Origin of the sequence: Mesorhizobium sp. M1E.F.Ca.ET.045.02.1.1, assembly GCF_003952485.1 — a bacterium.
GTDB lineage: Bacteria > Pseudomonadota > Alphaproteobacteria > Rhizobiales > Rhizobiaceae > Mesorhizobium.
In genome coordinates, this window is sequence record NZ_CP034447.1 from 5,452,503 (window position 1) to 5,476,898 (window position 24,396).

Sequence of the window (24,396 nt, forward strand, 5' to 3'; positions counted from 1 at the left end):
CGGCTGGCAGTGTAACACGCGCTCCGAAGTCATGCTGTTGCCTCATTTGGGCAACAGGTAGCGGGACCACACGGCACGAAGAAGCCGGCCCCCGGGATCATTTGAGAGGAAAGTGCACCATATGACGAGCAATGCGTATCGCCTTTCGGTGCTGGCCGCAGGCGTGGTCGGCGTCCTGGGCGCCGGGCTTTTCACCGCTTCGGCGCAGCAGCAGCCGCAGATTCCGCAGGGTTGGTTCAAGGCCTGCACCAAGCAGGAAGATGTCGACATCTGCAATGTCCAGAACATCGTCACCGCCGGCAATGGCCAGCTCGTCACCGGCATCAGCCTGATCGAGCTCAAGGGCAAGGTGAACCGCAAGGTGTTCCAGGTCACGGTGCCGACCGGGCGCCTTATTCCGCCGGGCATTGGCTTGCAGATCGACGCCGGCAAGGCGCAGAAGCTCGACTATGTCATCTGCTTCCCGGACCGCTGCGTCGCCGAAGTGCCGCTGACCGACCAGCTCGTCGCGTCCTTCAAGAAGGGCCAGGCGATCAGCCTCACCTCGATCAACTTCCAGAACCAGCCGAACCCGATCAAGGTCGCGCTGACCGGCTTCAGCGGCGCCTATGACGGCCCGCCGCTGCAGCAGTCGGACATCGAGGACCGCCAGAAGAAGCTGCAGGACTTCGTCGCCAAGAACAACCAGGACTTCGCCAAGAAGCTCAAGGAAGAGCAGGACAAGGCCAAGACCGCTAACTGATCGCCGGAGCGTTTCTCCAGCATGCAAAAAAGCGGGGCAAACGCCCCGCTTTTTTGTTGCCGCCGATCGAGCTTTCAGTGCTTCGAGTGGCGTTTCGGCTCGTAGCGCCCGTCGGGCAGCTTGTCGAACATCTCGCCGATCCGCGGATGCCGGACCGGCTCGCCCGACCGGTCCTCGAGCAGGTTCTGCTCGGACACGTAGGCGATATACTCGGTCTCGGAATTCTCGGCGAGAAGGTGGTAGAAGGGCTGGTCCTTGCGCGGACGCATTTCCGATGGAATGGCATCATACCATTCTTCCGTGTTGGCGAATTGCGGATCGACGTCGAAGATCACGCCACGGAACGGAAACAGCTTGTGGCGAACCACTTGTCCGATCGCGAATTTGGCCGTTTTCATCGCACTCACCACCATCAACGGCTTGCGCCTTGGGCGCCTAAGGTCTTGAATTTACACGTCACGAAGCCAAAAATCGACCCCGACTTTCGGCTTGGTACCATTGGCGCACACGTTGTCTCGATTCAATGCCGCGGCGCCGGTTTTTTGCGATCGAAGCTACGTGGCGGCGGGCGCGAGGGTTTCGGCACCGGAAGCACGAAGTCCAAATATACCGCCCCTAGCGCACGGCCTGTTTCCGCAGGCCGCCGGCCAGTGCGCGAAAACCGCTGCCGGGCCGCAAGCCTTCGCGCATGAAGAAGGCGCGCAGCGGCGCAAAGCTGCCCAGCACGTTGAGGCCGGCGCTGCGCGCAAGCTGGGCCGGCAGCATGTCGGACAGCAGCGACAAGTTGAGCAGGTTCACCGCGCTGCTGCGCGCCAGGATGTCGGGACGACGTCTTGTGTCATAGGCGGCGAGGCTGAGCCTCGACCCTGGATCGTCCCGGTTTTCGCCGGCGATTCCAATCAGATCTTCGATATCCCTGATGCCGAGGTTGAGTCCTTGCGCGCCGATCGGCGGGAAGACATGTGCGGCCTCGCCGACCAGCGCCACGCGGTTTTGCGCGAAGCGGCCGGGCGAGGCTGCCGACAGCGGATAGACCTGGCGGCCGGGCTCGACCGAGACCCGGCCGAGCATCGACTGCATCTGCTCCTCGACGCGGATGGACAGCGCGGCATCGTCGAGTGCTGCGAGTTCCTTCGCTTTTTCCGGCTTCACCACCCAGACGAGGCTGGAGCGTTTGCCCGGCAGCGGCACCTGCGTGAACGGTCCGGTCTCGGTGTGGAATTCGGTGGAGATGAAGCCGTGTTCGCTGCGATGGCTGAAATTGAGGACCAGCGCTGACTGGGGGTAGGGCCGCGCGGAGGCTTTTATGCCGGCCGCCTCCCGTGCCGGCGACAGGCGCCCGTCTGCCGCGACTGCCAGCGACGCGGAGACCTCGCTGCCATCGGCGAGGCTCGCACGGGCCTGGTCGGCGTCGAGCCGCCATATCTCCACCATCGACTTTCGCCACTCGATGCCTGGATGGGCGGCAACCGCCTTGGCGAGCACCGAGATCAGGATATTGTTCGGCAAATTGAGCCCGAACTGCTCCTCGCCGATCTCGCTGGCGCGAAAGGTCACCGTCGGGCTGCGGATCAGCCGGCGCGTCGCGTCGACGATGCGCATCACCTTGAGCGGCGCCGCCTGCGGCGTGAGCTCGGCAAGCACGCCCAGCCGGTCGAGAACCTTCAGCGAAGGGTTCATGAGGGCGGTGGTGCGGGCGTCGCTGCTGGTGACGTCGGGGCCCGCCAGCGTCACGGCAAAGCCTGCCTCGGCAAAGCCGAGCGCTGCGATCAGGCCGGCCGGGCCGCTGCCGGCAACCAATATGCGGGCTTTGTCGTTCTGCTCCACGCCAGGCTTCCATGGGTGATGGGCGGCCCCGTCGGACCTATATGCGGATATAGGGCAGATCGGCAGGGTTGATCAACGCGGCGATTCGGCCCATTCGATTGCCATGACCGGCCAGGAGCACGATTTCAGTCATCTAGACCGCGCCGGCCGCGCCACGGCGGGACTTGCGCGCAGCCCGCGCCTTGCGGTGACGATCACCATCAGCGCGGGCATTGTGCTTGCCTGGTTCATCCTCGCTGCCATGGCAATCCGCGGCGCCGAAAGCCGCTTTGCCGGCGCTCCGGGCGATGCGCTGCTGAAAGACCTGCCGCGATTGCCGTTGCCGGGTTTCCTCGACCGCTTTTTCGCTTTGTGCCTGACGCCGGCTCCGCTTGCAGGCGCCGCGGGCGCGCAGGCGGCGGCGCTCGTCCTGATGTGGTTCCTGATGGCTGTTGCGGCGATGCTGCCTTCGGCGGCGCCGATGATCCGAACCTATTGCGAGATTGCGGATACCGCCCGAATCAAGAGGGAGCCGGTGGTCCATCCGCTCGTTCTGGTGGTGGGATACCTCGCGACCTGGCTTGCCGCCTCAGTGGTGTTCGCAGCGCTGACGCTTACGATCTATGCTTTTGCCGCCTCGGGGCAGGTGCTCGATCCTGTCGCCGGGCTTGCCGGGGCAGCAGCCCTGACGATTGCCGGCCTCTATCAATTCAGCGGTCTGAAGCAGGCCTGCCTGAAGAAATGCCGGAACCCGTTCTCGATCCTGTTCGCCAACTGGAGCGCGAAACCCGGGCGCATCTTTCGCCTGGGGATGGAGCAGGGCGTCTGGTGCCTCGGCTGCTGCTGGGCGCTGATGCTGGTGATGTTTGCCGTCGGGGCAATGAACATCTTCTGGATGGCGCTGATCGGCCTGTTCACCCTGATCGAAAAACAGACCACCGGCAGGGTGGCAAGCCAGGTGGCCGGTGCGATACTGCTTGTGTGGGCTGCCGCCCTGCTATTAGTTTCGGCGTGAGGGAGAACTCGATGACGGACCAAAGCTGGGCGATGAAGGGAGAGCTGGTACTCTCCTGCAATTGCACGGTTTTTTGCCCCTGCGTTTTGTCGCTCGGCAGCCATCCGCCGACCGAGGGCTATTGCCAGACCTGGGCTGGTTTCCGCATCGATGCCGGCCATTTCGGCGAGGTCGACCTCTCCGGTCTCAATCTCGGCTTGGTCATGGAAATCCCCGGCTATATGAGTCGCGGCAACTGGACCGCAGGCCTGTTCATCGACAAGCGCGCCTCGGTCTATGCGGTGAAGGCCCTGACAAAAATCTTCACCGGCAAGGCCGGCGGGACCACATCGCTGCTGTCGATCCTGGTCGGCAAATTTCTCGGCATCGAGCAGGTGCCGATCACTTACGAGACGCGCGACAAGACGCGCGTCTTCCAGATACCGAGGATTATCGACGGCGCGGTCACGCCTATACCCGGCAAGGACCGCGAGAAGGATACCGTGATCACCAATTCCGAATACTGGATCGCGCCGGAAATCATCGTGGCGAAGTCCGACAAGAGCAAGATGCGCGCCTTTGGCCGCAACTGGAATTTCGCCGGCCGTTCGGCCGAGATATGCAAGCTGGACTGGCGGGGACCGTGAGCAAGAACACAGCGGCCAGGAAAGCGGCCAAGAAGATCGCGGAGCGGATTCCGCGGCCCAAGAAGAAAGTGACGTGGCCGCAGGCACGCGCTTTTTCCGTACATTTGCTGACCGCGTCCGGTTCGTTCCTGGCTTTCCTATCGCTGGTCGCGGCGAGCGAGGAGCGCTGGACCGCGATGTTCTGGTGGCTGGGGCTGGCCCTGTTCGTCGACGGCATAGACGGTCCGATCGCCAGGAAGCTCGAAGTCAAGGAGATCCTGCCGACCTGGTCGGGGGAGATGCTCGACAACATCATCGACTACGTGACCTATGTGCTCATCCCGGCCTTCGCGCTCTACCAGCGCGGCTTCATGGGCGAGAACCTGTCCTTCCTGTCGGCGGCAATCATCGTGGTGTCGAGCGCGATCTACTACGCAGACACCGGCATGAAGACGAAGGAAAACTTCTTCAAGGGATTCCCGGTGGTCTGGAACATGGTGGTGTTCACGCTCTTCGTCATCGAACCGGGACCGTGGGTTTCCTTCGCCGTGGTCGTGGTCGCCGGCATCCTCACCTTCCTGCCGATCAACTTCATCCACCCGGTGCGGGTGGTGAGGCTCAGGCCGGCCAATCTCGGCATTACCCTTTTGTGGTGCGCCTTCGGCGCGCTTGCGCTGGCGCAGGCCGCACTCGCCAGCTTCTACAACCAGATCGGCGTCCTGGGTGAGCAGGTCAGCGACTTCACCAAGATCGGCATCACCATCACCGGGCTCTATCTCGCCTGCATCGGGGGAATCATGCAGTTGTTCCCCAATCTTGGCGCCAAGAAACCCTGACCTAACTTTTTGTTGGAGCATGATCTTTTCCGAAAACCGGTTCCCACCTTTCGGGATCAAGCTCTGGATCCTGTGCGTACCCCGAGAGACCCGAGAGAGTTGAGCGATGTCCAAGGCAATCCGCATCCACGCCCATGGCGGCCCCGAAGTCCTGACCTATGAGGATGCCGATCCCGGCCAGCCAGGTGCCGGACAGGTTCTGGTCAGGCATACCGCGATCGGCCTCAACTTCATCGACGTCTATCATCGTTCGGGCCTTTACCCGCCGCCCGGCGGCTTCCCGCTGATCCCGGGCAGCGAGGCGGCCGGCGTGGTGCTGGCCGTCGGCGACGGCGTCGACTGGCTGACGCCGGGCGACCGCATCGCCTATGCCGTCAATGTCGGCGCTTATTGCGAGGAACGGGTGATCGCCGCCGACCGCGTGGTCAAGCTACCGGACGGCATCAGCGACGAGCAGGCCGCGGCCATGATGCTGAAGGGCATGACGGCGGAATATCTGCTGCGCCGCACTTATCATGTGAAGGCAGGCGACACGATCCTCTACCACGCCGCCGCCGGCGGCGTCGGTCTCATCCTCGGCCAATGGGCAAAGCATCTCGGCGCGACCGTGATCGGCACGGCGAGCTCCGCCGACAAGATCGAACTCGCCAAGGCGCATGGTTTTGACCATGTCATCAATTACAAGGAGCAGGATTTCGTCGCCGGCGTCGCCGCCTTCACCGGCGGCCGCAAATGCGACGTCGTCTATGATTCCGTAGGAAACGACACCTTTCCCGCCTCGCTCGATTGCCTGAGGCCGCTCGGCATGTTCGTCAGCTTCGGCCAATCGTCCGGGCCGATCCCGCCTTTCTCGATGTCGCTTCTGGCCCAGAAAGGCTCGCTCTACGCAACCCGGCCGACGATCTTCGTCTACAACGCCAAGCGCGAGGATCTGGTGGCGTCGGCCGGGGCGCTCTTCGACGTGGTGCTGAGCGGCGCCGTCGAGATCAAGATCAACCAGCGCTATGCGCTGAAGGACGCCGCAAAGGCGCAATCCGATCTTGAAGGCCGCAAGACGACCGGCACGACCGTCCTCATTCCCTGAGCCGGCTGCCTCGTTCTTCAGCGCCATGCCGTGGATGAGGGCACGGTTTGCCCGAAAGGCCCGCCGGTTTTTCGCAAGCTCCCAATAGGTGTATCTTACCCCTTGAGTTTCCGCTGGAATTCTTGAAGCTCTTTCAAGTTGGGTGCCGCTTTCCGACCGAAGCCGGCCGCGCATACGATACCAGCGGGAACACAGAACATATCCGGGTAACTGGATGGGAGGCACTGTGAGTGCAAATCATGACAGGGCGAATCTGCTCGAGGTTCGCGGCCTTACGAAGATCTTCGGCACGCTGACGGCGTGCGACCATATCGACCTCAACATCGCGAAGGGCGAGATCCATGCCCTGCTCGGCGAGAACGGCGCCGGCAAGTCGACGCTGGTCAAGATGCTGTTCGGATCGCTCGAGCCGAATTCGGGCGAGATTTTTTGGGACGGCAAGGCTGTCACGATCACCAGCCCGGGCGTGGCGAAAAAGCTCGGCATCGGTATGGTCTTCCAGCATTTCTCGCTGTTCGAGGCGCTGACGGCGGCCGAGAACATAGCGCTCTCGCTCAACGACGGCTCGCCGATCAGCGCCATTGCTGCGAAGGCGAGGGCGCTCTCCTACAGCTACGGCCTGCCGCTCGATCCTGAAACGCTGGTCGGCGATCTCTCCGTCGGCGAGCGCCAGCGCATCGAGATCATCCGCTGCCTGCTGCAGACGCCACAGCTCATCATCCTCGACGAGCCGACCTCCGTGCTAACGCCGCAGGAAGCCGACAAGCTGTTCGAGACGCTCGAGCGGTTGCGCGCGGAAGGCAAATCCATTCTCTACATTTCCCACCGGTTGGAAGAGGTCAAACGCATCTGCGACCGTGCCACCGTGCTGCGTCACGGCAAGGTGGTCGGCCATTGCAACCCGCGCCAGGAGACAGCCGCGTCGCTCGCCCGCATGATGGTCGGCAACGAGATCAAGGCGGTGGTGCGCGCGCCTGCCGAAGGCATCGAAACCGCGCCTGCGCTGCTTGAAATCCGCGGGCTTACCCGCAAGCCGGCGACGCCTTTCGCCATTCCGCTGAAAAACATCAATCTCTCGGTACGCGCCGGCGAGGTGATCGGCATCGCCGGGGTCGCCGGCAACGGCCAGGGTGAACTCTTCGAATCCGTCTCCGGCGAGGTGCTGCAGCAGGATCCAGGCGCGGTGCGCATCCGCGGCAAGGATGCCGGTGGCCTGCCGATCACCGGCCGGCGGCTGATGGGCGCCGCCTTCGTGCCGGAGGAACGCCTCGGCCACGGCGCGGCGCCCCGGATGAAGCTTTCGGAGAACCTGCTGCTCTCGCGCCATGCCACCGACGGCAAGTCCTTTGTCGGCTCCGGCGGCATGGTCAAGAACGCCTCCGTCTACAGCGCCGCGCAGCGCATCATCGCGGCGATGGACGTGCGCAAAAGCGCGCCCGATCCGGAAGCGGCGGCGTTGTCGGGCGGCAATCTGCAGAAATTCATCGTCGGCCGCGAGCTCGACCGCAAGCCGAGCGTGCTCGTCGTCAATCAGCCGACCTGGGGCGTCGACGCGGGTGCCGCAGCCCATATCCGCCAGGCGCTGATCGAGCTTGCCCGCAGCGGCTCGGCGGTCCTCGTCATCAGCCAGGACCTCGACGAATTGTTCGAACTGTCGGACGCCATCGCGGTCATGCACAACGGCCAATTGTCGGCGCCGCTTCCGATCGCCGAAGCCACCTTCGAAAAGATCGGCCTGTTGATGGGTGGCGCCGAACCCGGCCACGCCGAACACACCATGGAGACGGCATGATGCGCCTCGAACTGGTCAAACGCCCGCAGCGCTCGGCGCTGTTTTCGGTGCTCTCGCCTTTCATCGCCTTCGTGCTGACGATGATTGCCGGCGGGGTTCTATTCGCGTTGCTCGGCGTCAATCCGTTCAACGCGTTCGATGTCTATTTCATTCAACCGATCAGCGAGGTCTGGCAGTTGCATGAACTGGCGATCAAGGCCGCCCCGCTTATCCTGATCGCGGTCGGCCTGTCGGTCTGCTACAAGGCCAACATCTGGAACATCGGCGCCGAAGGCCAGTTTATCCTCGGCGGCATCTTCGGCTCGATCATCCCGGTGCTCTTCCCTGAGTTTGAAGGTCCGTTGGTGCTGCCGCTGATGCTGTTGCTCGGCATGGTCGGCGGCGCCCTCTACGCCGCCATCCCGGCGCTGCTGAAAACCCGCTTCAGCACCAACGAGATCCTGACCAGCCTGATGCTGGTCTATGTCGCGCAGCTCTTCCTCGACTGGCTGGTGCGCGGACCGTGGCGCGACCCGCAGGGCCATGGCTTCCCACAGACCATCCAGTTCGGCGACTCGGCCATCCTGCCGGAGCTGATGCCGGATGCCGGCCGCGCCAATTGGGGCTTCGTCTTCGCGCTGGTCGCGGCGATAGGGATCTGGCTGATGATGAGCCGCATGCTGAAGGGTTTTGAGGTCCGCGTGCTGGGCTCGAGTCCAAGGGCAGGGCGCTTTGCCGGCTTCGGTTTCAACAAGATGGTGTTCTTCACCTTCCTGCTGTCCGGCGCGCTGGCAGGGCTGGCCGGTATTTCGGAAGTGTCCGGCGCCATCGGTCAGTTGCAGCCGGTGGTCTCGCCCGGCTACGGCTTCACCGCCATCATCGTCGCCTTCCTCGGCCGGCTCAATCCGCTGGGCATCGTTGCCGCGGGCCTGGTGCTGGCGTTGACCTATCTCGGCGGCGAGGCGGTGCAGAGCGCGCTCGGCATCTCCGACAAGGTGGCGCGGGTGTTCCAGGGCATGCTTCTGTTCTTTGTGCTCGGCTGCGACACGCTCATTCATTACCGCATTCGTCTGATCGGCTTTGCCGCGCCGAAACTCGAGGCCGCGCCCAAGCTGGAGGAGGCCCGCTGATGGACATCACCGTCAACATCCTTTTGACCATCGCCACGGCGGCGACGCCGCTCTTGATCGCTGCCATCGGCGAGCTGGTGGTCGAACGCTCCGGCGTGCTCAACCTCGGTGTCGAGGGCATGATGATCATGGGCGCCGTCGGCGGCTTCGGCGCCGGCTATCTCACCGGGTCGCCCTGGATCGGCCTGCTTGCCGCGATCATCGTCGGTGCGCTGTTTTCGCTGCTCTTCGCCGTGATGACGCTATCCTTGGCCACCAACCAGGTCGCGACCGGCCTGTCGCTCACGCTGCTCGGCCTCGGCCTCTCCGGCATGATCGGCACCAGCTTTGTCGGGCAGCCTGGCGTCAGGCTGCCGAACCTCGACATCCCCGGCCTCCGCTCGATCCCGGTCGTGGGCAAGCTGATCTTCGGCCAGGACCCGCTGTTCTACATCTCGATCGCGCTCACCGCGGCCGTGATGTGGTTCCTGTTCAGGACCCGCACCGGCCTCACGCTGCGCTCGATCGGCGACAGCCACTCTTCGGCGCATGCGCTCGGCATCAAGGTCATCCGTTACCGCTATCTCGCCGTGATCTTCGGCGGCGCCTGCGCCGGTCTTGCCGGCGGGCACCTGTCGCTGGTCTACACGCCGCAATGGGTCGAGAACATGAGCGCCGGCCGCGGCTGGATAGCGCTGGCGCTGGTGGTCTTCGCGTCCTGGCGGCCGTGGCGGGTGCTGGCGGGCGCCTACATCTTCGGCGCGGTGTGGATCGGCCAGCTTCATGCACAGGCTTTTGGCATTCCGGTGCCTTCGCAGTTTCTTTCTTCGCTGCCCTATCTGGCAACCATCGTGGTTCTCGTTCTAATCTCGCGCAACAAGCGGCTGACGATGATGAACACGCCGGCTTCGTTGGGGCAGCCATTTGTTCCGGATCGTTGACAACAACAAAAAGACGGGAAGCTCCAAGGCTCAATTCAGAGAGGTAACACGATGAAAAAACTGCTTATTGCGCTTATGACCACGACCGCGGCGCTGTCGCTGGCGGCAACCGCCGAGGCGGCCGACAAACTGAAGGCCTGCTGGGTCTATACGGGTCCGATCGGCGACTTCGGCTATTCCTACCAGCATGACCAGGGCCGCCTGGAAGTGGAGAAGGCGCTCGGCGACAAGGTCGAGACCGCCTATCTCGAGAACGTCTCGGAAGGCCCCGACGCCGACCGCGCCTTCGAGCGCCTGGCGCGCGAGAAGTGCAAGATCATCTTCGGCACGTCCTTCGGCTTCATGGACGCCGAGGTGAAGGTCGCCAAGAAGTTCCCCAAGGTGATGTTCGAGCATGCCACCGGCTACAAGACCGGCAAGAATCTCGGCATCTACAATGCGCGCTTCTATGAAGGCCGCTACGTGCTCGGCCAGATCGCGGCCAAGGAATCGAAGAAGGGGCTGGCCGGCTACATCGTCTCCTTCCCGATCCCCGAGGTGGTGATGGGCATCAACTCCTTCATGCTCGGCGCGCAGTCGGTCAATCCCGACTTCAAGGTCAAGATCGTGTGGGTGAACTCCTGGTTCGATCCGGGCAAGGAAGCCGACGCCGCCAAGGCGCTGTTCGACCAGGGCGCCGACATCATCGTCCAGCACACGGACTCGACCGCCGCGCTGCAGGTCGCCGAGGAGCGCAAGCTGCACGGCTTCGGCCAGTCCTCCGATATGATCAAGTTTGCGCCGAATGCGGCCCTGACCTCGCTGACCGACGAGTGGGGTCCGTACTACATCAGCCGCGTTCAGGCGGCTCTCGATGGCACCTGGAAGCCGGACAATGTCTGGCTCGGCATCAAGGACGGCGCCGTCAAGCTCGCGCCCTTCACCAATATGCCCGACGACGTGAAGGCGATGGCCGAGGCGACCGAGAAGAAGATCGCCGGCGGCTGGAACCCCTTCACGGGTCCGGTGTCAAAGCAGGACGGCTCGCCGTGGTTGAAGGACGGCGAGGTGGCCGACGACGGCACGCTGCTTGGCATGAATTTCTACGTCAAGGGCGTCGACGACAAGCTGCCGCAGTAGGCGTCGACGAACGTTTGAACCGGGGAGGGCGCCTTGCGGCGCCCTCATTCGTTTACAAGATCGATTGGCAAGACTTTTCCGCCTCGGGCGGGAGTTGTGCCTGGCTTTTGCGAGTTGGCTAAAGATCGTTCAGCGAACTTGCGCGCCAAGTATTTAAGATAAATTTCGCTTCTCTTTTTTTAAATTCGGTTCTTTTACGAAACAGATACAATATCTTTTCAGATCCGTAATCGCTTTCACATACACCGACGACCTCTGCTTCCATTCTTGTCGTGCAACTGAGACGAAATCAGCCGACGTGACGAGCGTCTGCAGAAGGGGGTTGTATGCAACTGAATAAAAAGCTCCTGGCGATCATCGGGAAACGCTTTCCCGCCATCTACGATGTGATCCCGCGCGGACCACAGGGTGGGCTTGTGCGGGTCGCACTCAATCCGCAGCCGCTGCCGCCGCATGAACTGGGCGCAGCGGTCGCTGACGAATTTGTCCGCCATGCGTGGGTGGCCGAGCGAGGCGGGCTCGATATGAAAGCGCTGTTGAGCGACCTCGATGACTGGTGCCCCACACGACCGAAGATCCCGAAGCTTCCCCCTTGGTGGGGACCGTTTCCGGAGCCGGAGCCGCGCCCCGATTGGTTCGTGGACTACCATTTGGGATTTGCCGCACGGCTGTCGGCGGTCGCAACAGGCACACGCCTGGATGAGACTCTTGACCAGGTGATCGACCGTTCCCTAACGGCAATCGAGGCGGTGAAGCTCTGACGAGATGCTGCCAGAGCCGAGGACTGCGAACAGTCGAAGGGCGCCGCGAGGCGCCCTTTTCATTGGGGTGTCTGCTTTCGCGCGGGTGTTATACCGCCGAGCCGTAGAGATCGTAGGCGTCGACGCGGTCGATCTTGACCGTGACGATGTCGCCGGCGCGCAGCGGCCGCCGCGACTGGATGTGCACGGAGCCATCGATCTCGGGCGCGTCATATTTGGTGCGGCCCTTCGCCGAGGTGCCGTGCGCCTCGTCGATCAGCACCGGCAGGCGCTTGCCGACCTTCTTGGCGAGCTGCGTCGCCGAGATCTTCTGCTGGCGCTGCATGAAGCGGTGCCAGCGTGCCTCCTTGATCTCCTGCGGCACCTGCTCGAGGCCGAGGTCGTTGGAGCGCGCGCCCTTGACCGGCTCGTATTTGAAGCAGCCGGCGCGATCGATTTTTGCTTCGTCGAGCCAGTCGAGCAGCATCTGGAAATCGTCTTCCGTCTCGCCCGGGAAGCCGACGATGAAGGTGGAGCGGATGGCGAGATCCGGACAGACCTCGCGCCAGCCGCGGATGCGCTCCAGCGTCTTCTCGCCATGCGCGGGACGGCGCATGTTCTTCAGCACCTGTGGCGAGGCATGCTGGAAGGGGATGTCGAGATAGGGAAGGATCTTTCCGTCCGCCATCAACGGGATGACGTCGGCGACATGCGGGTAGGGGTACACATAATGCATGCGTATCCAGATGCCGAGCTTGCCGAGTTCCTCGGCGAGGTCGAGGAACTTCGCCCGCACCTCGCGATCGCCGAACATCGACGTCTGGTACTTGATGTCGATGCCGTAGGCGCTGGTGTCCTGCGAGATGACGAGGATTTCCTTGACGCCGGCCTTGGCGAGCTTTTCGGCTTCGCGCAGTACGTCCGCGGCGGGCCGCGAGACGAGGTCGCCGCGCAGCGCCGGGATGATGCAGAAGGTGCAGCGGTTGTTGCAGCCTTCCGAAATCTTCAGATAGGCATAGTGGCGCGGCGTAAGCTTGACGCCCTGCGGCGGCAGGAGATCGACGTAAGGGTCGTGGCTGGGGGGAGCGGCCTCATGCACCGCCGCCATCACGCTCTCATAGGCCTGCGGACCGGTGATCGCCAGCACGTTGGGGTGCTTCTCACGGATCACCTCCGGCTCGGCGCCGAGGCAGCCGGTGACGATGACGCGGCCGTTCTCCGAAAGGGCGGACCCAATGGCGTCGAGCGACTCGCCGCGCGCGGAATCGAGGAAGCCGCAAGTGTTGACGACGACGAGGTCCGCGCCATCATGCTTGCGCGCGATCTCGTAGCCTTCGGCGCGCAGGCGCGTGATGATGCGCTCGGAATCGACGAGCGCCTTCGGGCAACCAAGACTGACGAAACTGACGCGAGGGGCAGACATAGGATTTTCCGGGCTTTTCGGGATCGGCGGCGCAATACCACACTAATTGCTGCATTGGTATGGACTGGCCCTTGCCGCGGCAAAATACAGTGCGAAGGGCCGGCTTACCGGCCGGCCGAGCCCGCGCCGGAGGCGGCGTCAGCTCACTACATTGTTGACGTGCGGCCAGACTTCCATCGCACCGCGGTAGACCATGTCGAGTGCGACGTAGAGGATGATCAGCAAGCCGATATAGGCAATCCAGCGGTAGCGGTGCAGCAGCCGGGCAATGAAGCTCGCGGCAAGGCCCATCAAGCCGATCGACAGCACGAGCCCGATGACCAGCACCCAGAAATGATCCCGAGCCGCGCCGGCGACGGCCAGGACGTTGTCGAGCGACATCGACACGTCGGCAACGACGATCTGCAGCGCCGCCTGGCCGAGCGTCTTGCGTGGCGCCTTGCCGGCAATCATGCTGTCGTGGTCGAGGTCGGAATTGGACAACGCCTCCGTAGCCTGCTCTTCTTCGGCCTGCGAGGTGCGCAGCTCGCGATACATCTTCCAGCAGACCCAAAGCAGTAGGATTCCGCCTGCCAGCAGCAGGCCGACGATTGCAAGCAGCTTGACGGTGACGGCGGCAAACAGGATGCGCAGCACCGTGGCCGCGAGGACACCGATGAGGATCGCCTTCTTGCGTTGGTCCGCGGGCAGCCCGGCCGCGGCGAGGCCTATGACGATGGCATTGTCGCCGGCAAGCACCAGGTCGATCGCGATGACCTGAAGAAGGGCGCTCAGGCTTGCGGCGCTGAAAATATCCATCGTCTGGAAGCCCCTTGCTGTTCGTCTTAGTGTCGGTCGTCGAATATGCTGACGCTAGGGCGGTTCAAGCGTTGATAGAGTCGCCGATCGCTCTAAGTATTTGTTTTTACGCAATTCCGGACGAAAAGCCGCTGCTCGCTTTTCCTGGAATTGCTCTACGTGTGCGATTCCCGCGCGTCAAGAGAACCAGCCGGACCAAGCGCTTGTGCGTCGTCTTGTTCCACCGGAATCCATGTGGACTTTGCAGCCGCAAAGGCTAACCCAGGCCCGGCCGGCCGTGGCCGATCCATCAATCATAAAGATTGTATTTTGCCCAGTCGGTTGCCGGGATTTCGTCGCCGATCTTGTAGCGGAACTGCAGCACCTGCATGTGGTCGGGCGCTGTCTGGCATTTGAACTTCAGCCGGTACCATTGACCCTTGCTGCGAAAGGCGGCGCCGGGGCTCTTTATCGCATCGGTGCTCATCTGCGGCGTGGCGAAGGCGTAAGCCACGACGCGATCAGCCTTGTAGTTACGGTCGTCATGGCTGATCCGGTCGAGCACTTCCGCATCGCAACGCTGCTCGAGACGAGTCTGCGGATCGAGTTTCAGCAGGCCGGTGCGCAGCGCATTGTCCATCGCCTTGGCCGGCCAGGCCAGCGTCAGAGACGCCAGAACCATCAGACAGAGCTTTTTCATGGGCGCGACAAGCAGCATATTCTGTCTGACAAATCAACCAGTGCGGGGGCGCGGCGAGGAGCCACAGCACAGTGCATGCCGCCAAGCCCAGAGCCGCTGAAAGTTCGTCCCTGGCCGCGCTAGAACACACCGCCGATGCCGATGCCGCCACTGATATCAGGAGGAGGGGCGGCTGGGCGCGAGGGCTGCGGTTTGGAGGATCTTGCGGCCTTCCGGCCGGTCGCCGCCTTCCCGGATACGGGAGCGGGATTCGAAGAAACCTTGGCCGGCGCTGTCCTTTGTGCGATCACCGGATCCCTGCAGACACGGCCCGACTGCAGGAACAGATCGCTTAGAAGCTCGAGAGTGGGTTCGGTCGACGACGTCGTCCGCTTGGTGTTCTTGTTGTAGTTGGTGACCGCGCGGACGGAGCCTTTGCCCCAATTTCCATCCACAGTGGCGCGGTAACAACCAAGGCGGCGCAACTCCGTCTGGATGCTGCGCGCCAGATCGGTCGCCTTCTGCTGCTCCGGCTCATTGGTGGACTTGCCGACGATCAGCGTTTCAAGGCCTGATACGACGCTTTGCCGGGCACTCTCGAGACTGGCGACTTGGGTGCCGACCGGCTTGGTCGATGGATCGGGCGACGCCGGAACTTCGACCGACCGCAATGTCTGCCCCACGATCATCACTGCCGTCTGCAAGTCGTTGGAGGCCAGTTCGACCTGCAGTTTTTCCTTGGCGGCGGGGTCCGACAGAATGCGCGACAGGCTGACGCTCAGTTGGACCGGATCGAGCACCTGCTGTTCGGTGAAATAGAACTGCTCGCGCAGGTTTGATTGATCCCAGGGCACCTGCCGCCCGAGCGTCAGCGCCTCGGTCCGGTTGCGTACGCGGATCATCATGTCCGAAATGCTGAGACCGGGGATTTCTATGTTCTGCAACAGGGCGGTGGTGAAAGGGCTGTTGCTTCCCGCTCCATCGAGCGTGGTATTGCCGGGCTGAGTTGCGAAGGCAACGAAGGTGTTTTCGCCTACCTCGACCTGCGCCAGGCCGCCAGCCGAATTCGCACCCTTTCCCATCGGGTTGTCACGGCAGGCGTCGAGGAAAATGAATGTCGGCCGCTCGCGCCGGGCAAACCTCGAGATGACGTCGTCGAGCCTGACGGCCTGTGCGGTCAACTCCTCCAGACTTTTCGCATCCGGCGTGTCGACCGGCAGCAGAAAGTTCTCACCGTGAAGCTGAACGCCGTGGCCGGCGTAGAAGATCAGCACCGCGCCGGCGCTCGAAAGCCTGCTGTCGGCTTGCTGAAACAACCGGGCAAATCCGTCGGCGGACAGATCGGTGCCGCTCAGGACGTCGAAATTCAGCCGTTGGAGGCTCTCCGAAAGCTTTTTTGCATCGTTGGTGGCGTTGGCAAGATGCGGGAGATGAGGGCTCTGATAGTTGGAATTGCCGATGACGATCGCCAGCCGCTTACTCGGCTGCGGCGTCGCCTCTTGGTCCACCGCGGCTTGAACGTCGATCAAGCCGAACCATGAAAACAGCAGAACCGCCAGGATGCGCAGAAAGGGACCACAGGTCATGCCACGAACTCGTCTCAGCAGGCGACAGTCGTCAAGTCGCCGAAGCGCCTCACCCATGGCGCCACCCCGCGCGCCGAAACTCGTCTCCGAAGACGCGAAAAATCTACATCAGAAACCATCTCAAAGGAAGCGCAGCACTGGCCGATAGTCGGAAAACACAGTCAGTCCCAACAAGATATAGGAAATCCAACGGATTTTCTGATAGGATGCTCGGATCATATCTGCTGTAGCTATTGGTTGCACTTCCGATTTCCTACTATCGCATTGCTTGTATTGAATAAAATTGTTCAAGTTCGAGGGGGAATGACGATGAAGGTGGAAAAGCGGCTTCTGCGCCTTTGGGTCCTGGGCACGTTTTCAATCGGCGCCGCAGCCATTTTCATGCCGTCCGAGGCACGCGCCTGTATCGTCGACAACGACGGAACCTTCCTGGACCCCAATTGCTATATTGGCGGCGCCGCCAATGGCGCGATTGTCGACACGTCGCTGGACGCGCTTCACGACATCGTTGACGATATTGTCGAGGCGGATGTCGGTCCGGCAAAGGCAGTTCCGCCAGCGCCGGTGCAGACGGCGCCTTTTGGCGTTTTCGCATCCGGCCAGTTTGCCCATACCGAGCATGACGGCTTCAAGATATCGAACAGCGTCGACACTTTCGACGGGCCGCATTTCGACGTCGATGAATTTTCCGCCGCAATCAGCGTGGACTTCAATGCCGCCAAGCATTTCGGGTTCGACAACGAGCACGGCCTCAATCTCGGTCTGTTCGGCGGCTACGCTTCGGCCAAGGTGGGTGTCGATGCATTCGAGTTCTTCAGCGGCGGCGATGCCACCAACAGAAGCGGCATGTTCGGCGGTTATGGACTCTATCGCCATGACACCAGCTACATGCTTGTCGCCGCCTCGGCTTTTCTCGGCAACACCGATGTCGATCGCGGGAGGCAATTCGGCAGCTATGACACACAGGGCTATGCAATAACCGGGTCTGTCGGCCGCATCTTCAACCTGACCGACCGGGTGCGCTTCGACCTGCGCGGCGGATTGCTGGGGGTTACCTTTACCGGCGATGCATATGAAGACAACTTCGGCACCGACTACGGGAAAAGCCGTCTGTCCTTCGGCGCAGTCAAGTTCGAACCCGGCATCTATGCCGATTTTCAACTTGGGAACGGCATGGTGATCAGCCCCTATGCGCGGGCCGATGTCCAGCAGCGCTTCGGCTATTCCAACACGGCCAGCGTGGAGGGCGTGGAGAGCGAGTTCGACGACGCGGACTTCTCGGTGGCGTTGTACTCCGGTTTCAACCTGAAGATGACAAGCTCGACAACGCTAAGCACCGAAATTCGCGGCAAGTGGTCGGCGGACAGCACGACCATCAGCGGCAAGCTGGGCCTGAAGATCGCCTTCTAGCCTTTCGGTCACCGGCAAGAGCTCTTTCGCGCCAGTGGGGCAGGACGCCGGCGATGTCGGGCTGAGGTTGATTCTGCAGGGAGCCGTGCCGGCGGTTTCGGCTTTCCGGTTATCCCAGAGTGTCTTCTGCGGCATCCTGATCCGCCGTCGCCCCTTCGTCTCCGGTGCCTGTATCCGACACTTGGCCATCGCCCGAGCCAGTCGGGGGAAGCACCGTCACGTCCATTCGAGCGATCCGGGATGCCGCTCTCCCTTGCGCGTTCGGCTCGCTGTCGCCTGTCTCCAAAACGGAGGCCTTTGCAAGATGGCCAATGCTTTCGCCGCTCTTGCCGGGAAAAGCTGCATCGGGTGATGCCTGAGGTCTGGTGCTACGCTGCACTGCACCGGCGTTGTGCTGGCTTCCAATCGGAGAGGTCATGGCTGCGCTCCAGGTGGATGACAGACGCACTATGGCACGGCTGGCTGGTGCCAACCTTGTGGCTGGCTGGGCAAACGCTTGGTTTCAGGCGAGTTCAGAGCGCCACCGGCCCGATTGGCTGTCATATCGGTCCAAGCCCCGGTGGGAGGATGACAAATAATCGTCCAGAGAATGTCAGCAATCCATCAGACTTGGGTCGCATGCGGGAGGGACTGTAGAACCCCTTTTTCTTGCCTTCCAGCAACAGTATTGTTCTTCGAAAGTGCTGGAGGAGAATCCAGCCGGGCAGTTTCGAGGGCAGCCCCCGAAAAAGAACTACGCTGCGGAATACCTAGAACGAAGAATGTCAGCCATGCAGTTCACCGCCTTTCTGGATCCGTGCGACCAGTGGATGGTCTATGACTTATTTTCCGATCTCCCGGCGGAGTTGCCGGGCAGACTGCTGCTTGGACTGACACAGAACGACGCCGAGCAGTTAACCGAGCAGGCGAACGTGGAATTCGTGTCGATGCCGGCCGAATAGGATTAGAGGAAAGAGGAATCGAGCGGCGGGGACAGAACCGTCGAGCTTCGGACTGGCAGAAGCTCATGGATGGCGCCGCCAGCTCAGGAAGACGCCGACTCGCAAGCCATTGTGACCCGGAGCGAAAAGCTAAAGCGCGTCGCGATCTTTCAGATTCGCTTCGTGCGCTTTAGGTTTTTGATTTTACGCATGTCTTGGTCCCGAAACCGGTTCCCACTTTCGGGGGACATGCTTTAGCCAGCAACGACCCAGTCTAATTCCAAGAGACCCTGACGAGGCCTTGGAAGTTCTCAACCTGATCGATGCTCTTCATCAGCGCAATTCGATAGGCGCTCTTGTTCGCCAAGCCATCCCAGACCAAGAACGCGGCAACGGCGGCGACGATCAATAGGATCGGTCGCATTGTGGAACTCCCTCAAAGCTCCTCGTACGCGCATTGGTTATTATGCCCCCGGCCGGAGTTAAGCACAAGCAAGTGCTAATGTAGCTTCCATAGGGGGGATCTCAAAATGCTGAAAGCGCGACGAAAGCCGCAGAAGGCTTACCCGAACAGCGACCGCTATGGAGAGGACGGCCGGCGCCTCTATAGCGCCTATGACGCCGCGACGGTGGCTCGACGACGTGGGCGCCAAGCCTGGGTGAAACGCATCCGGTTTGCTGGGATCGCGCTGGCCATTATTGCTGTAATTGTGGTGGGAATCGTCGTCAGCGCTTTGCCGCACTAGCCGGCGAGGACTAGTCCAATGCCGATGCCCAGGCCAATGGCGATGCCTAGGAAGAGCTTGCCGAGCAAATCGAGGACGATGACGCGGACCTTGCCCCAAACGTCTCTATGGGGCTCGCGGAGAGCGCTGGAGAGGTCATCAAACACCGTATCCATGGACAGACTCTAGATCGGAACGCGACGGATGTGAATCCCCATCCTCTGGCGTTTTCACACCAGTTCTTAGCGGCTGCTAATTTTGCGCTCCTCATGTCTCCTTATATCGGCGTGCCCCCAGGCCGTTATGGGCGCAACCTTCAACATCGTATTTTTATTCAACTCGTCTAATAGACGGGACGTATCCGTAGTTTAAACCTGGAAAGACCGATCTTGCGGCTGCCGATGTCACGTGGCCTTGTCGACCGAGCGGTGTCGCATGCTGTGCCGGATAAGCGGCGTGAGTGGAGGCCTTGCCCCTGAAAAATGACCGGCGCCGTTGGTGGAGGTTGCCTGAACTGCTGGCGCCGGCCAGTTCAGTGCGCAAACGCAGCCATAGCTGAGTCTTGACGTCGGGTCACCTTTCGCGCCGGCGGGTCGAAACACGCGCTCAGCGGGAACTGACGCGGCGCGCGGAGGCCGGCGCAGGACCACGCATATAATAAAGCTCCGGCCGATAGCGTGGTGCAACGAATTCGCGAAAGGCTGATGCCAACCGAGTGATCAAACTCCACATCGAAACGCCTCCTATGACCTTGTGACGGCTGGAGGACATGGCGGCAAAATCCGTGATGCCGGCGCTGACAGGGTCGCTGGTGATGGACCGCTAGAACAAAAGACTGAATCGGATTGGATCGCGGTCAGAAGTCCCCATGCGGTTTCGGACGAGAAGAGGGCGATCCCGAGGCCCGTGGCCAAGATCAATGCGGGAAGGCCGAGCAGCAGCTTACGCGACATCATTGTCCCAACCTCACGCACGCCGGTGTTGATGTGGAACAGATTCTACGCGCCCCGGCGTGCCTGAAACTGTGGTTGCAACAGCCGTGCCACGCTTGCATGCCAAACAACCTGGCTATCCGGCGGCGAGATCCCGCGCGAAAAAGACCGGCGCCTTCCATCGCGCCCGCAGTCCCATTTCAGGACGAATCCGCTGGCACCGCGCTTGCATGGAGACCGTTGCCGGCTAATCCCGGTCGGCTCGTCGGGCTTGAAGGTTGTTGTTGGGGGCCTCGCCCGGCGAGTTGAGCATTCCGTCTCTTGCAATCGTGCGAGGTAGGATGTTTACCGACAAAGAGACCCGAGTGGTCGAGGCTTGCCTGCTGGTTGCCGTGCCGCTGTCGATCGTTGTGGCAGCCGCCCTTGCGTGGCTCATTCCTCTGTGAGCGCTTCTGTCGGATCCGCATGCTGGCCAGCAAGCGCGCTCGCCGCCATCCCGGCCGTATAGCGCTGCCGGTAACGCCAGGCTCTGCTGGCGAGCATCACGGCGGCGATTGCGGCGATGTAGAGCTGGACTGCTGTGCCCGTGGGGAATTTACCTGGCGGAGGGAGTGTCATTTAAACCCACGTCCGCCAAGGTTTGCCGTCATTCGAAAAACACGTTGAATCTGTTGGGTTTCTAGCATTCTCCGTTTGCTGGGTTCCGTTCCAATCCGCTATCATTGCGGCTCAAAGTTAGGAACGGAGTTGCTGATTTGGTCCGCTCGCTCAACCTCCTCGCCGAAACCTCCATTCGCGCGAAAGAAATGAAGCCGGGTCGCTACAGCGACGGCGGTGGGCTCTACCTGATGGTCAAGAAGGGCGGGACCAAATCCTGGACTTTCGTCCACTTCAAGGGGTCTGGCGCCGGACGCGCATGGAAGGAAGCCGGGCTCGGCTCCTATCCTGGCGTTTCACTGAAGGAAGCGCGTCTTGCCGCCGCTGGCTGCCGTGACCGTCTGCGGCGCGGGCTGGAGCCGATCGACGCGGATGCCGAGGTCGAGGCTCCAACCTTTGCCAAGTGCGCGGACGACTTCATTGCCGAAGCCGGCAAGGGCTGGAGCAATCCGAAGCACAAGGCCCAATGGGAAATGACCCTAGGCGATGCCTACTGCAAATCCATCCGGGCGAAGGCGGTGTCGGAAGTCACGACGGCCGATGTGCTGGCCATACTGAAACCAGTCTGGCAGGCGAAGCCGGAAACAGCGCAGCGCCTGCGCGGGCGGGTTGAACGGGTGTTGGACTTTGCTAAGGCCTCGGGTCATCGTTCTGGCGAAAACCCGGCTCTTTGGCGGGGGCATCTACAACACCTGCTGGCGAAGGGGAAGAAGCTCTCGCGCGGACACCATAGCGCAATGCCCTACAGCGATGTACCGGCGTTCGTGAAGCGCCTGCGGACCTCTGGGGCGATGTCTGCGAAGGCGTTGGAATTCCTCATCCTGACGGCGGCACGCTCCGGCGAAGTGTTGGGCGCGGTGTGGGATGAGCTGGATCTTGAAGAAAAGGTTTGGACAGTGCCGGCGGCGCGCATGAAGGCCCGCAAGGTGCATCGCGTACCTTTGACGGATGCCGCCATAAATATCTTGATCCCGCTGCACGAGGCGCGTGTATCTGCCTACGTCTTTCCGGGCGAGACCAAGAAGGGCGGGAGTGAGGCGCCGCTTTCCGTGATGGCGATGACGATGCAGATGCGCCGGATGGAAGTCGGTGAATTCACACCGCACGGTTTCCGGTCCGCCTTCCGGGATTGGTGCGGCGATCAAACCAGTTTCCCGCGCGAAGTCGCCGAAGCCGCTCTCGCTCACAAGGTCGGCGATTCGGTCGAGAATGCTTACCGGCGGTCGGACGCATTGGAAAAGCGCCGGAAGCTGATGAACGCCTGGAGTAACTTCTTAAACGCTCCGGCGCGCGGCAACCTGCGCCTTGTTGGGGGAAACGCCAGATAACCGTCCTCTGGCGTCCGTCCTCGCTTGACCGGCGAATCTGACGAGAAGATATTGCTGATTCGAGGGATCGATTCAGAGGACCCGTCGCGGATTGTTCAGAGGCCGCGACGCTGCGTGGGGGCGCGGCGGTCCACCCTCGATATCTAAAGACCTGGGAGGGGCAAGAACGTCGTATTCGCGTCGTCGATTTACTATGCCTTTAGACGAGAACCAACCGGGAACAAATACCCTGGGGATAAACTGTGGAAAACATGGCATCGAGATGAGCTTAAGCCATTGAAAAAACAGAACAAATGCCTCATCAAAAAATAATTGTTAACACTATTTCTAGGGTTTGGCGTCGAGTCATCCAGGATGCTAATATGTCCGTGGTGATTTGAAGCCGTTTCAACGGAAGAAAGGAAAGGGAATGAGCGCACCCAATGCCTACACCGTCGCCGCCTTCTGCGACGCGTACGGCATCCGCCGCAACTCGGCCTATCTGGAAATCAAGGCCGGCCGGTTGGAGATCAGGAAGGCAGGCAGGAAGACGCTGATCCGCAAGGTAGATGCTGACGCCTGGCTGAACAGTCTACCGAAAGGAAACCCGGAGCCCGCTTCGGCGGAGGAAGCTTGAGCGGCCGGTCGCCAAACCTAAGGCCGCTCAAGCCCCGATCTGACCCAATATCTTCACAACCCCTTGCAGATTCTGAAAGGACCAGACGATGGAAGCCATAGCAGGGGACTTTCCCCGCGCGAAATCAATTCCGACGACTGCAAACAAGAAATTTTCGATCACCGTCAAGGTCGAGCCGGATGGACGTACGGTCAAGCTCGACGGGCGTGCCGCCTGGATGCTCAAGCAACTGATCGACGCCGGGAAGCGCGGCCTCACCACACTCGACCTGCCGGCCGGCATCAGAGTGAGTCACAGCGTTTTTCTGCTGCGGCGAGCCGGGTTCGTCATTTCGTCGCCGCGCGAGAGCCATGGCGGCCCCTTCCCAGGAACGCATTCTAGGTACACGCTGGCAACTCCGGTGACCATCATCGAAGACATGGCGACTGCTGCATGAACGCTGCCGCCGACTTCCAGAAACTATCAGTTTCGCCGGAAGTCCGTGGGGTGGGGTCTCGCTACGCCGAGACCATCGCCCGCCTTCACGGCGCCGGCTACAAGCTCCTGCCGCTCGGCGACGGGCCGGACGGCAAGAAGCCCTTGGTTGCCAACTGGTCCGGCGCGCGCGGCTGCTCAGTGGCCACGTGTCTTAGTCTGATGGGCAAGGCCGAGTCGCAGATGTACGGCATCCGGCTTGATGGGCTGGTCGTGGTCGACTGCGATACCGACAACGCCGCGACCCGCGACTACGTCGAACAGCACTTCGGGCTTTCGCCGGTAATGACCCGGACGTCGCGCGGCGTCCACTACTGGTTCCGGGCGGGGTTCTATGTCCCGCCCAAGGTGCGCCTGCCCGACATCTCGATCGACTTCAAGACTGGTGCCGGCTCGTTTGTGGTCGGCCCGGATTCGGTTCGGCCAGACACTGGCCAGTCGTATGAGGCAGCGGGCGCGCCGCTCGGCTTCGCCGCGCGCCTGCCGATTTTCCAGGCGACGCCGCCACAATGGCAGCCTGGGTCCAAAAGGGCAGAGGTGGGCAAGCGCGACCGCCATCTTTTCCGACGCGGGATCGAGCTGGCTTTGGTTGCTGACAGCGAGGCCGAAGTTTTTGACGAGCTTTGCCTGCTGCGGGATCTGGAGTGCGACAACCCAGAAAGCGTTTCGAATGCCGAAATCCGGGCAAAGGCCCGATGGGCATGGCGTAATCGGGATCGGCTTTACGTTTGGGGCGGCCGAAATTCGACATTCGCCACCAACCGCACCGCGACCGCCGCCTTGGCCGCCCACAAAAATGGGGACGATGCCGCGCTTTTGTACATGGTCCTCAATGGCATGCACGGCCACCGGCCAGGCAAACTCTTCACGGTCGTTGCGCAAGGCCTGATCGATAAAGGCCACCTTCCGTTGCAGAGCAAGAGCCGGATCTACCGCGACGTTCTAGTCCTGGTGGCTGTCGGGCTGTTGCAGGTGGTTCGACGTGGTCGCCGTAGCCAGAAGGAGCCCAACGTCTATCGGCTGTGTCTTCCCGATCAGAGTGAGAAGGAGGAGGTGTAGTGCTTACTTCATTCCCAAATATGGGACTGACAATTGCGGTAC

At 61.7% G+C, this 24,396-nt stretch carries 26 protein-coding genes; 17 read left to right on the plus strand and 9 right to left on the minus strand.

Annotated features, from left to right (window positions below; all coding sequences use genetic code 11):
- The first annotated feature begins 112 nt into the window (after positions 1 to 112).
- The gene (locus tag EJ070_RS26185; protein WP_126093954.1) at positions 113 to 742 is read left to right on the plus strand and encodes an invasion associated locus B family protein; all 630 of its coding nucleotides are present in this window, start codon (positions 113 to 115) and stop codon (positions 740 to 742) included.
- 74 nt (positions 743 to 816) lie between these two features.
- Here the strand turns inward: EJ070_RS26185 and hspQ are convergent, their stop codons facing one another.
- Both hspQ and EJ070_RS26195 read right to left on the minus strand, forming a co-directional pair.
- The gene (gene hspQ, locus EJ070_RS26190; RefSeq protein ID WP_189350051.1) at positions 817 to 1,140 is read right to left on the minus strand and encodes a heat shock protein HspQ; all 324 of its coding nucleotides are present in this window, start codon (positions 1,138 to 1,140) and stop codon (positions 817 to 819) included.
- A 217-nt stretch (positions 1,141 to 1,357) separates the two neighbouring features.
- On the minus strand, positions 1,358 to 2,569 hold the full coding sequence (locus EJ070_RS26195) for a UbiH/UbiF family hydroxylase (RefSeq protein ID WP_126093955.1): 1,212 nt from the start codon (positions 2,567 to 2,569) through the stop codon (positions 1,358 to 1,360).
- Positions 2,570 to 2,672: 103 nt separating this feature from the next.
- Between EJ070_RS26195 and EJ070_RS26200 the strand changes: the two genes are divergently transcribed.
- The 9 genes from EJ070_RS26200 to EJ070_RS26240 all read left to right on the plus strand — a co-directional run bounded on the left by EJ070_RS26200 (position 2,673) and on the right by EJ070_RS26240 (position 11,789).
- Entirely contained in the window at positions 2,673 to 3,563 is an 891-nt protein-coding gene (locus EJ070_RS26200) for a DUF2182 domain-containing protein (RefSeq protein WP_126093956.1), read from the plus strand.
- An 11-nt stretch (positions 3,564 to 3,574) separates the two neighbouring features.
- Positions 3,575 to 4,189: a DUF1326 domain-containing protein gene (locus EJ070_RS26205; RefSeq protein ID WP_126093957.1), complete on the plus strand. Its 615-nt coding sequence runs from the start codon at positions 3,575 to 3,577 to the stop codon at positions 4,187 to 4,189.
- Complete coding sequence (pcsA, locus tag EJ070_RS26210) at positions 4,162 to 5,004, plus strand: phosphatidylcholine synthase (RefSeq protein ID WP_126093958.1); 843 nt, start codon at positions 4,162 to 4,164, stop codon at positions 5,002 to 5,004. The genes EJ070_RS26205 and pcsA overlap by 28 nt, the downstream gene beginning before the upstream one ends.
- A 106-nt stretch (positions 5,005 to 5,110) precedes the next feature.
- A complete protein-coding gene (locus tag EJ070_RS26215) occupies positions 5,111 to 6,088 on the plus strand; it encodes a quinone oxidoreductase (RefSeq protein ID WP_126093959.1) in 978 nt (325 codons plus the stop codon).
- Positions 6,089 to 6,302: 214 nt separating this feature from the next.
- Positions 6,303 to 7,880 carry an ABC transporter ATP-binding protein gene (locus tag EJ070_RS26220; RefSeq protein ID WP_189350053.1) on the plus strand — a complete coding sequence of 526 codons (1,578 nt, stop codon included), beginning with the start codon at positions 6,303 to 6,305 and terminating at the stop codon, positions 7,878 to 7,880.
- Positions 7,877 to 8,989 (plus strand): ABC transporter permease, encoded by a 1,113-nt coding sequence (locus EJ070_RS26225; RefSeq protein WP_126093961.1) that lies wholly within the window; start codon positions 7,877 to 7,879, stop codon positions 8,987 to 8,989. The genes EJ070_RS26220 and EJ070_RS26225 overlap by 4 nt, the downstream gene beginning before the upstream one ends.
- A complete protein-coding gene (locus EJ070_RS26230) occupies positions 8,989 to 9,909 on the plus strand; it encodes an ABC transporter permease (RefSeq protein WP_126093962.1) in 921 nt (306 codons plus the stop codon). Before EJ070_RS26225 ends, EJ070_RS26230 begins: the two co-directional genes overlap by 1 nt.
- A 51-nt stretch (positions 9,910 to 9,960) precedes the next feature.
- Positions 9,961 to 11,028, plus strand: a complete 1,068-nt coding sequence (locus EJ070_RS26235) for a BMP family ABC transporter substrate-binding protein (protein ID WP_126093963.1) — start codon at positions 9,961 to 9,963, stop codon at positions 11,026 to 11,028.
- Positions 11,029 to 11,354: 326 nt separating this feature from the next.
- Positions 11,355 to 11,789, plus strand: coding sequence for a hypothetical protein (locus EJ070_RS26240; RefSeq protein ID WP_126093964.1), 435 nt, complete (start codon positions 11,355 to 11,357; stop codon positions 11,787 to 11,789).
- A gap of 88 nt (positions 11,790 to 11,877) precedes the next feature.
- Here EJ070_RS26240 and rimO read toward each other — a convergent pair whose 3' ends face one another.
- From rimO to EJ070_RS26260, 4 genes are all read right to left on the minus strand, one after another.
- On the minus strand, positions 11,878 to 13,191 hold the full coding sequence (gene rimO / locus EJ070_RS26245) for a 30S ribosomal protein S12 methylthiotransferase RimO (protein ID WP_126093965.1): 1,314 nt from the start codon (positions 13,189 to 13,191) through the stop codon (positions 11,878 to 11,880).
- Positions 13,192 to 13,329: 138 nt separating this feature from the next.
- Positions 13,330 to 13,989, minus strand: a complete 660-nt coding sequence (locus tag EJ070_RS26250; RefSeq protein WP_126093966.1) for a TerC family protein — start codon at positions 13,987 to 13,989, stop codon at positions 13,330 to 13,332.
- Between the two features lie 289 nt (positions 13,990 to 14,278).
- Positions 14,279 to 14,686: a DUF930 domain-containing protein gene (locus EJ070_RS26255; RefSeq protein WP_189350055.1), complete on the minus strand. Its 408-nt coding sequence runs from the start codon at positions 14,684 to 14,686 to the stop codon at positions 14,279 to 14,281.
- Between the two features lie 101 nt (positions 14,687 to 14,787).
- Positions 14,788 to 16,233, minus strand: coding sequence for a caspase family protein (locus EJ070_RS26260; RefSeq protein WP_126093967.1), 1,446 nt, complete (start codon positions 16,231 to 16,233; stop codon positions 14,788 to 14,790).
- Positions 16,234 to 16,470: 237 nt separating this feature from the next.
- Between EJ070_RS26260 and EJ070_RS26265 the strand changes: the two genes are divergently transcribed.
- Both EJ070_RS26265 and EJ070_RS36390 read left to right on the plus strand, forming a co-directional pair.
- Complete coding sequence (locus tag EJ070_RS26265; protein ID WP_245464680.1) at positions 16,471 to 17,643, plus strand: autotransporter outer membrane beta-barrel domain-containing protein; 1,173 nt, start codon at positions 16,471 to 16,473, stop codon at positions 17,641 to 17,643.
- A gap of 770 nt (positions 17,644 to 18,413) precedes the next feature.
- Positions 18,414 to 18,584, plus strand: coding sequence for a hypothetical protein (locus EJ070_RS36390; RefSeq protein WP_189350057.1), 171 nt, complete (start codon positions 18,414 to 18,416; stop codon positions 18,582 to 18,584).
- 253 nt (positions 18,585 to 18,837) lie between these two features.
- Here EJ070_RS36390 and EJ070_RS36395 read toward each other — a convergent pair whose 3' ends face one another.
- On the minus strand, positions 18,838 to 18,987 hold the full coding sequence (locus EJ070_RS36395) for a hypothetical protein (RefSeq protein WP_189350059.1): 150 nt from the start codon (positions 18,985 to 18,987) through the stop codon (positions 18,838 to 18,840).
- 106 nt (positions 18,988 to 19,093) lie between these two features.
- Here EJ070_RS36395 and EJ070_RS26275 point away from each other — a divergent pair, with 106 nt between their 5' ends.
- Positions 19,094 to 19,309 (plus strand): hypothetical protein, encoded by a 216-nt coding sequence (locus EJ070_RS26275; RefSeq protein WP_126093969.1) that lies wholly within the window; start codon positions 19,094 to 19,096, stop codon positions 19,307 to 19,309.
- On the opposite strand, the gene EJ070_RS36400 is transcribed toward EJ070_RS26275, so the two are convergent.
- Both EJ070_RS36400 and EJ070_RS36405 read right to left on the minus strand, forming a co-directional pair.
- Positions 19,306 to 19,464 carry a hypothetical protein gene (locus tag EJ070_RS36400; RefSeq protein ID WP_189350061.1) on the minus strand — a complete coding sequence of 53 codons (159 nt, stop codon included), beginning with the start codon at positions 19,462 to 19,464 and terminating at the stop codon, positions 19,306 to 19,308. The genes EJ070_RS26275 and EJ070_RS36400 overlap by 4 nt on opposite strands.
- A 1,188-nt stretch (positions 19,465 to 20,652) precedes the next feature.
- On the minus strand, positions 20,653 to 20,838 hold the full coding sequence (locus tag EJ070_RS36405) for a hypothetical protein (RefSeq protein WP_189350063.1): 186 nt from the start codon (positions 20,836 to 20,838) through the stop codon (positions 20,653 to 20,655).
- 137 nt (positions 20,839 to 20,975) lie between these two features.
- Between EJ070_RS36405 and EJ070_RS26280 the strand changes: the two genes are divergently transcribed.
- The 4 genes from EJ070_RS26280 (at position 20,976) to EJ070_RS26295 (ending at position 24,354) form a co-directional block, all read left to right on the plus strand.
- Positions 20,976 to 22,205 carry a site-specific integrase gene (locus EJ070_RS26280; RefSeq protein ID WP_281059628.1) on the plus strand — a complete coding sequence of 410 codons (1,230 nt, stop codon included), beginning with the start codon at positions 20,976 to 20,978 and terminating at the stop codon, positions 22,203 to 22,205.
- Positions 22,206 to 22,614: 409 nt separating this feature from the next.
- The gene (locus EJ070_RS26285; RefSeq protein ID WP_126093970.1) at positions 22,615 to 22,821 is read left to right on the plus strand and encodes a helix-turn-helix domain-containing protein; all 207 of its coding nucleotides are present in this window, start codon (positions 22,615 to 22,617) and stop codon (positions 22,819 to 22,821) included.
- An 88-nt stretch (positions 22,822 to 22,909) separates the two neighbouring features.
- Complete coding sequence (locus EJ070_RS26290; RefSeq protein ID WP_126093971.1) at positions 22,910 to 23,257, plus strand: hypothetical protein; 348 nt, start codon at positions 22,910 to 22,912, stop codon at positions 23,255 to 23,257.
- Positions 23,254 to 24,354 (plus strand): bifunctional DNA primase/polymerase, encoded by a 1,101-nt coding sequence (locus tag EJ070_RS26295; protein WP_126093972.1) that lies wholly within the window; start codon positions 23,254 to 23,256, stop codon positions 24,352 to 24,354. Before EJ070_RS26290 ends, EJ070_RS26295 begins: the two co-directional genes overlap by 4 nt.
- The last annotated feature ends 42 nt before the right edge of the window (positions 24,355 to 24,396 follow it).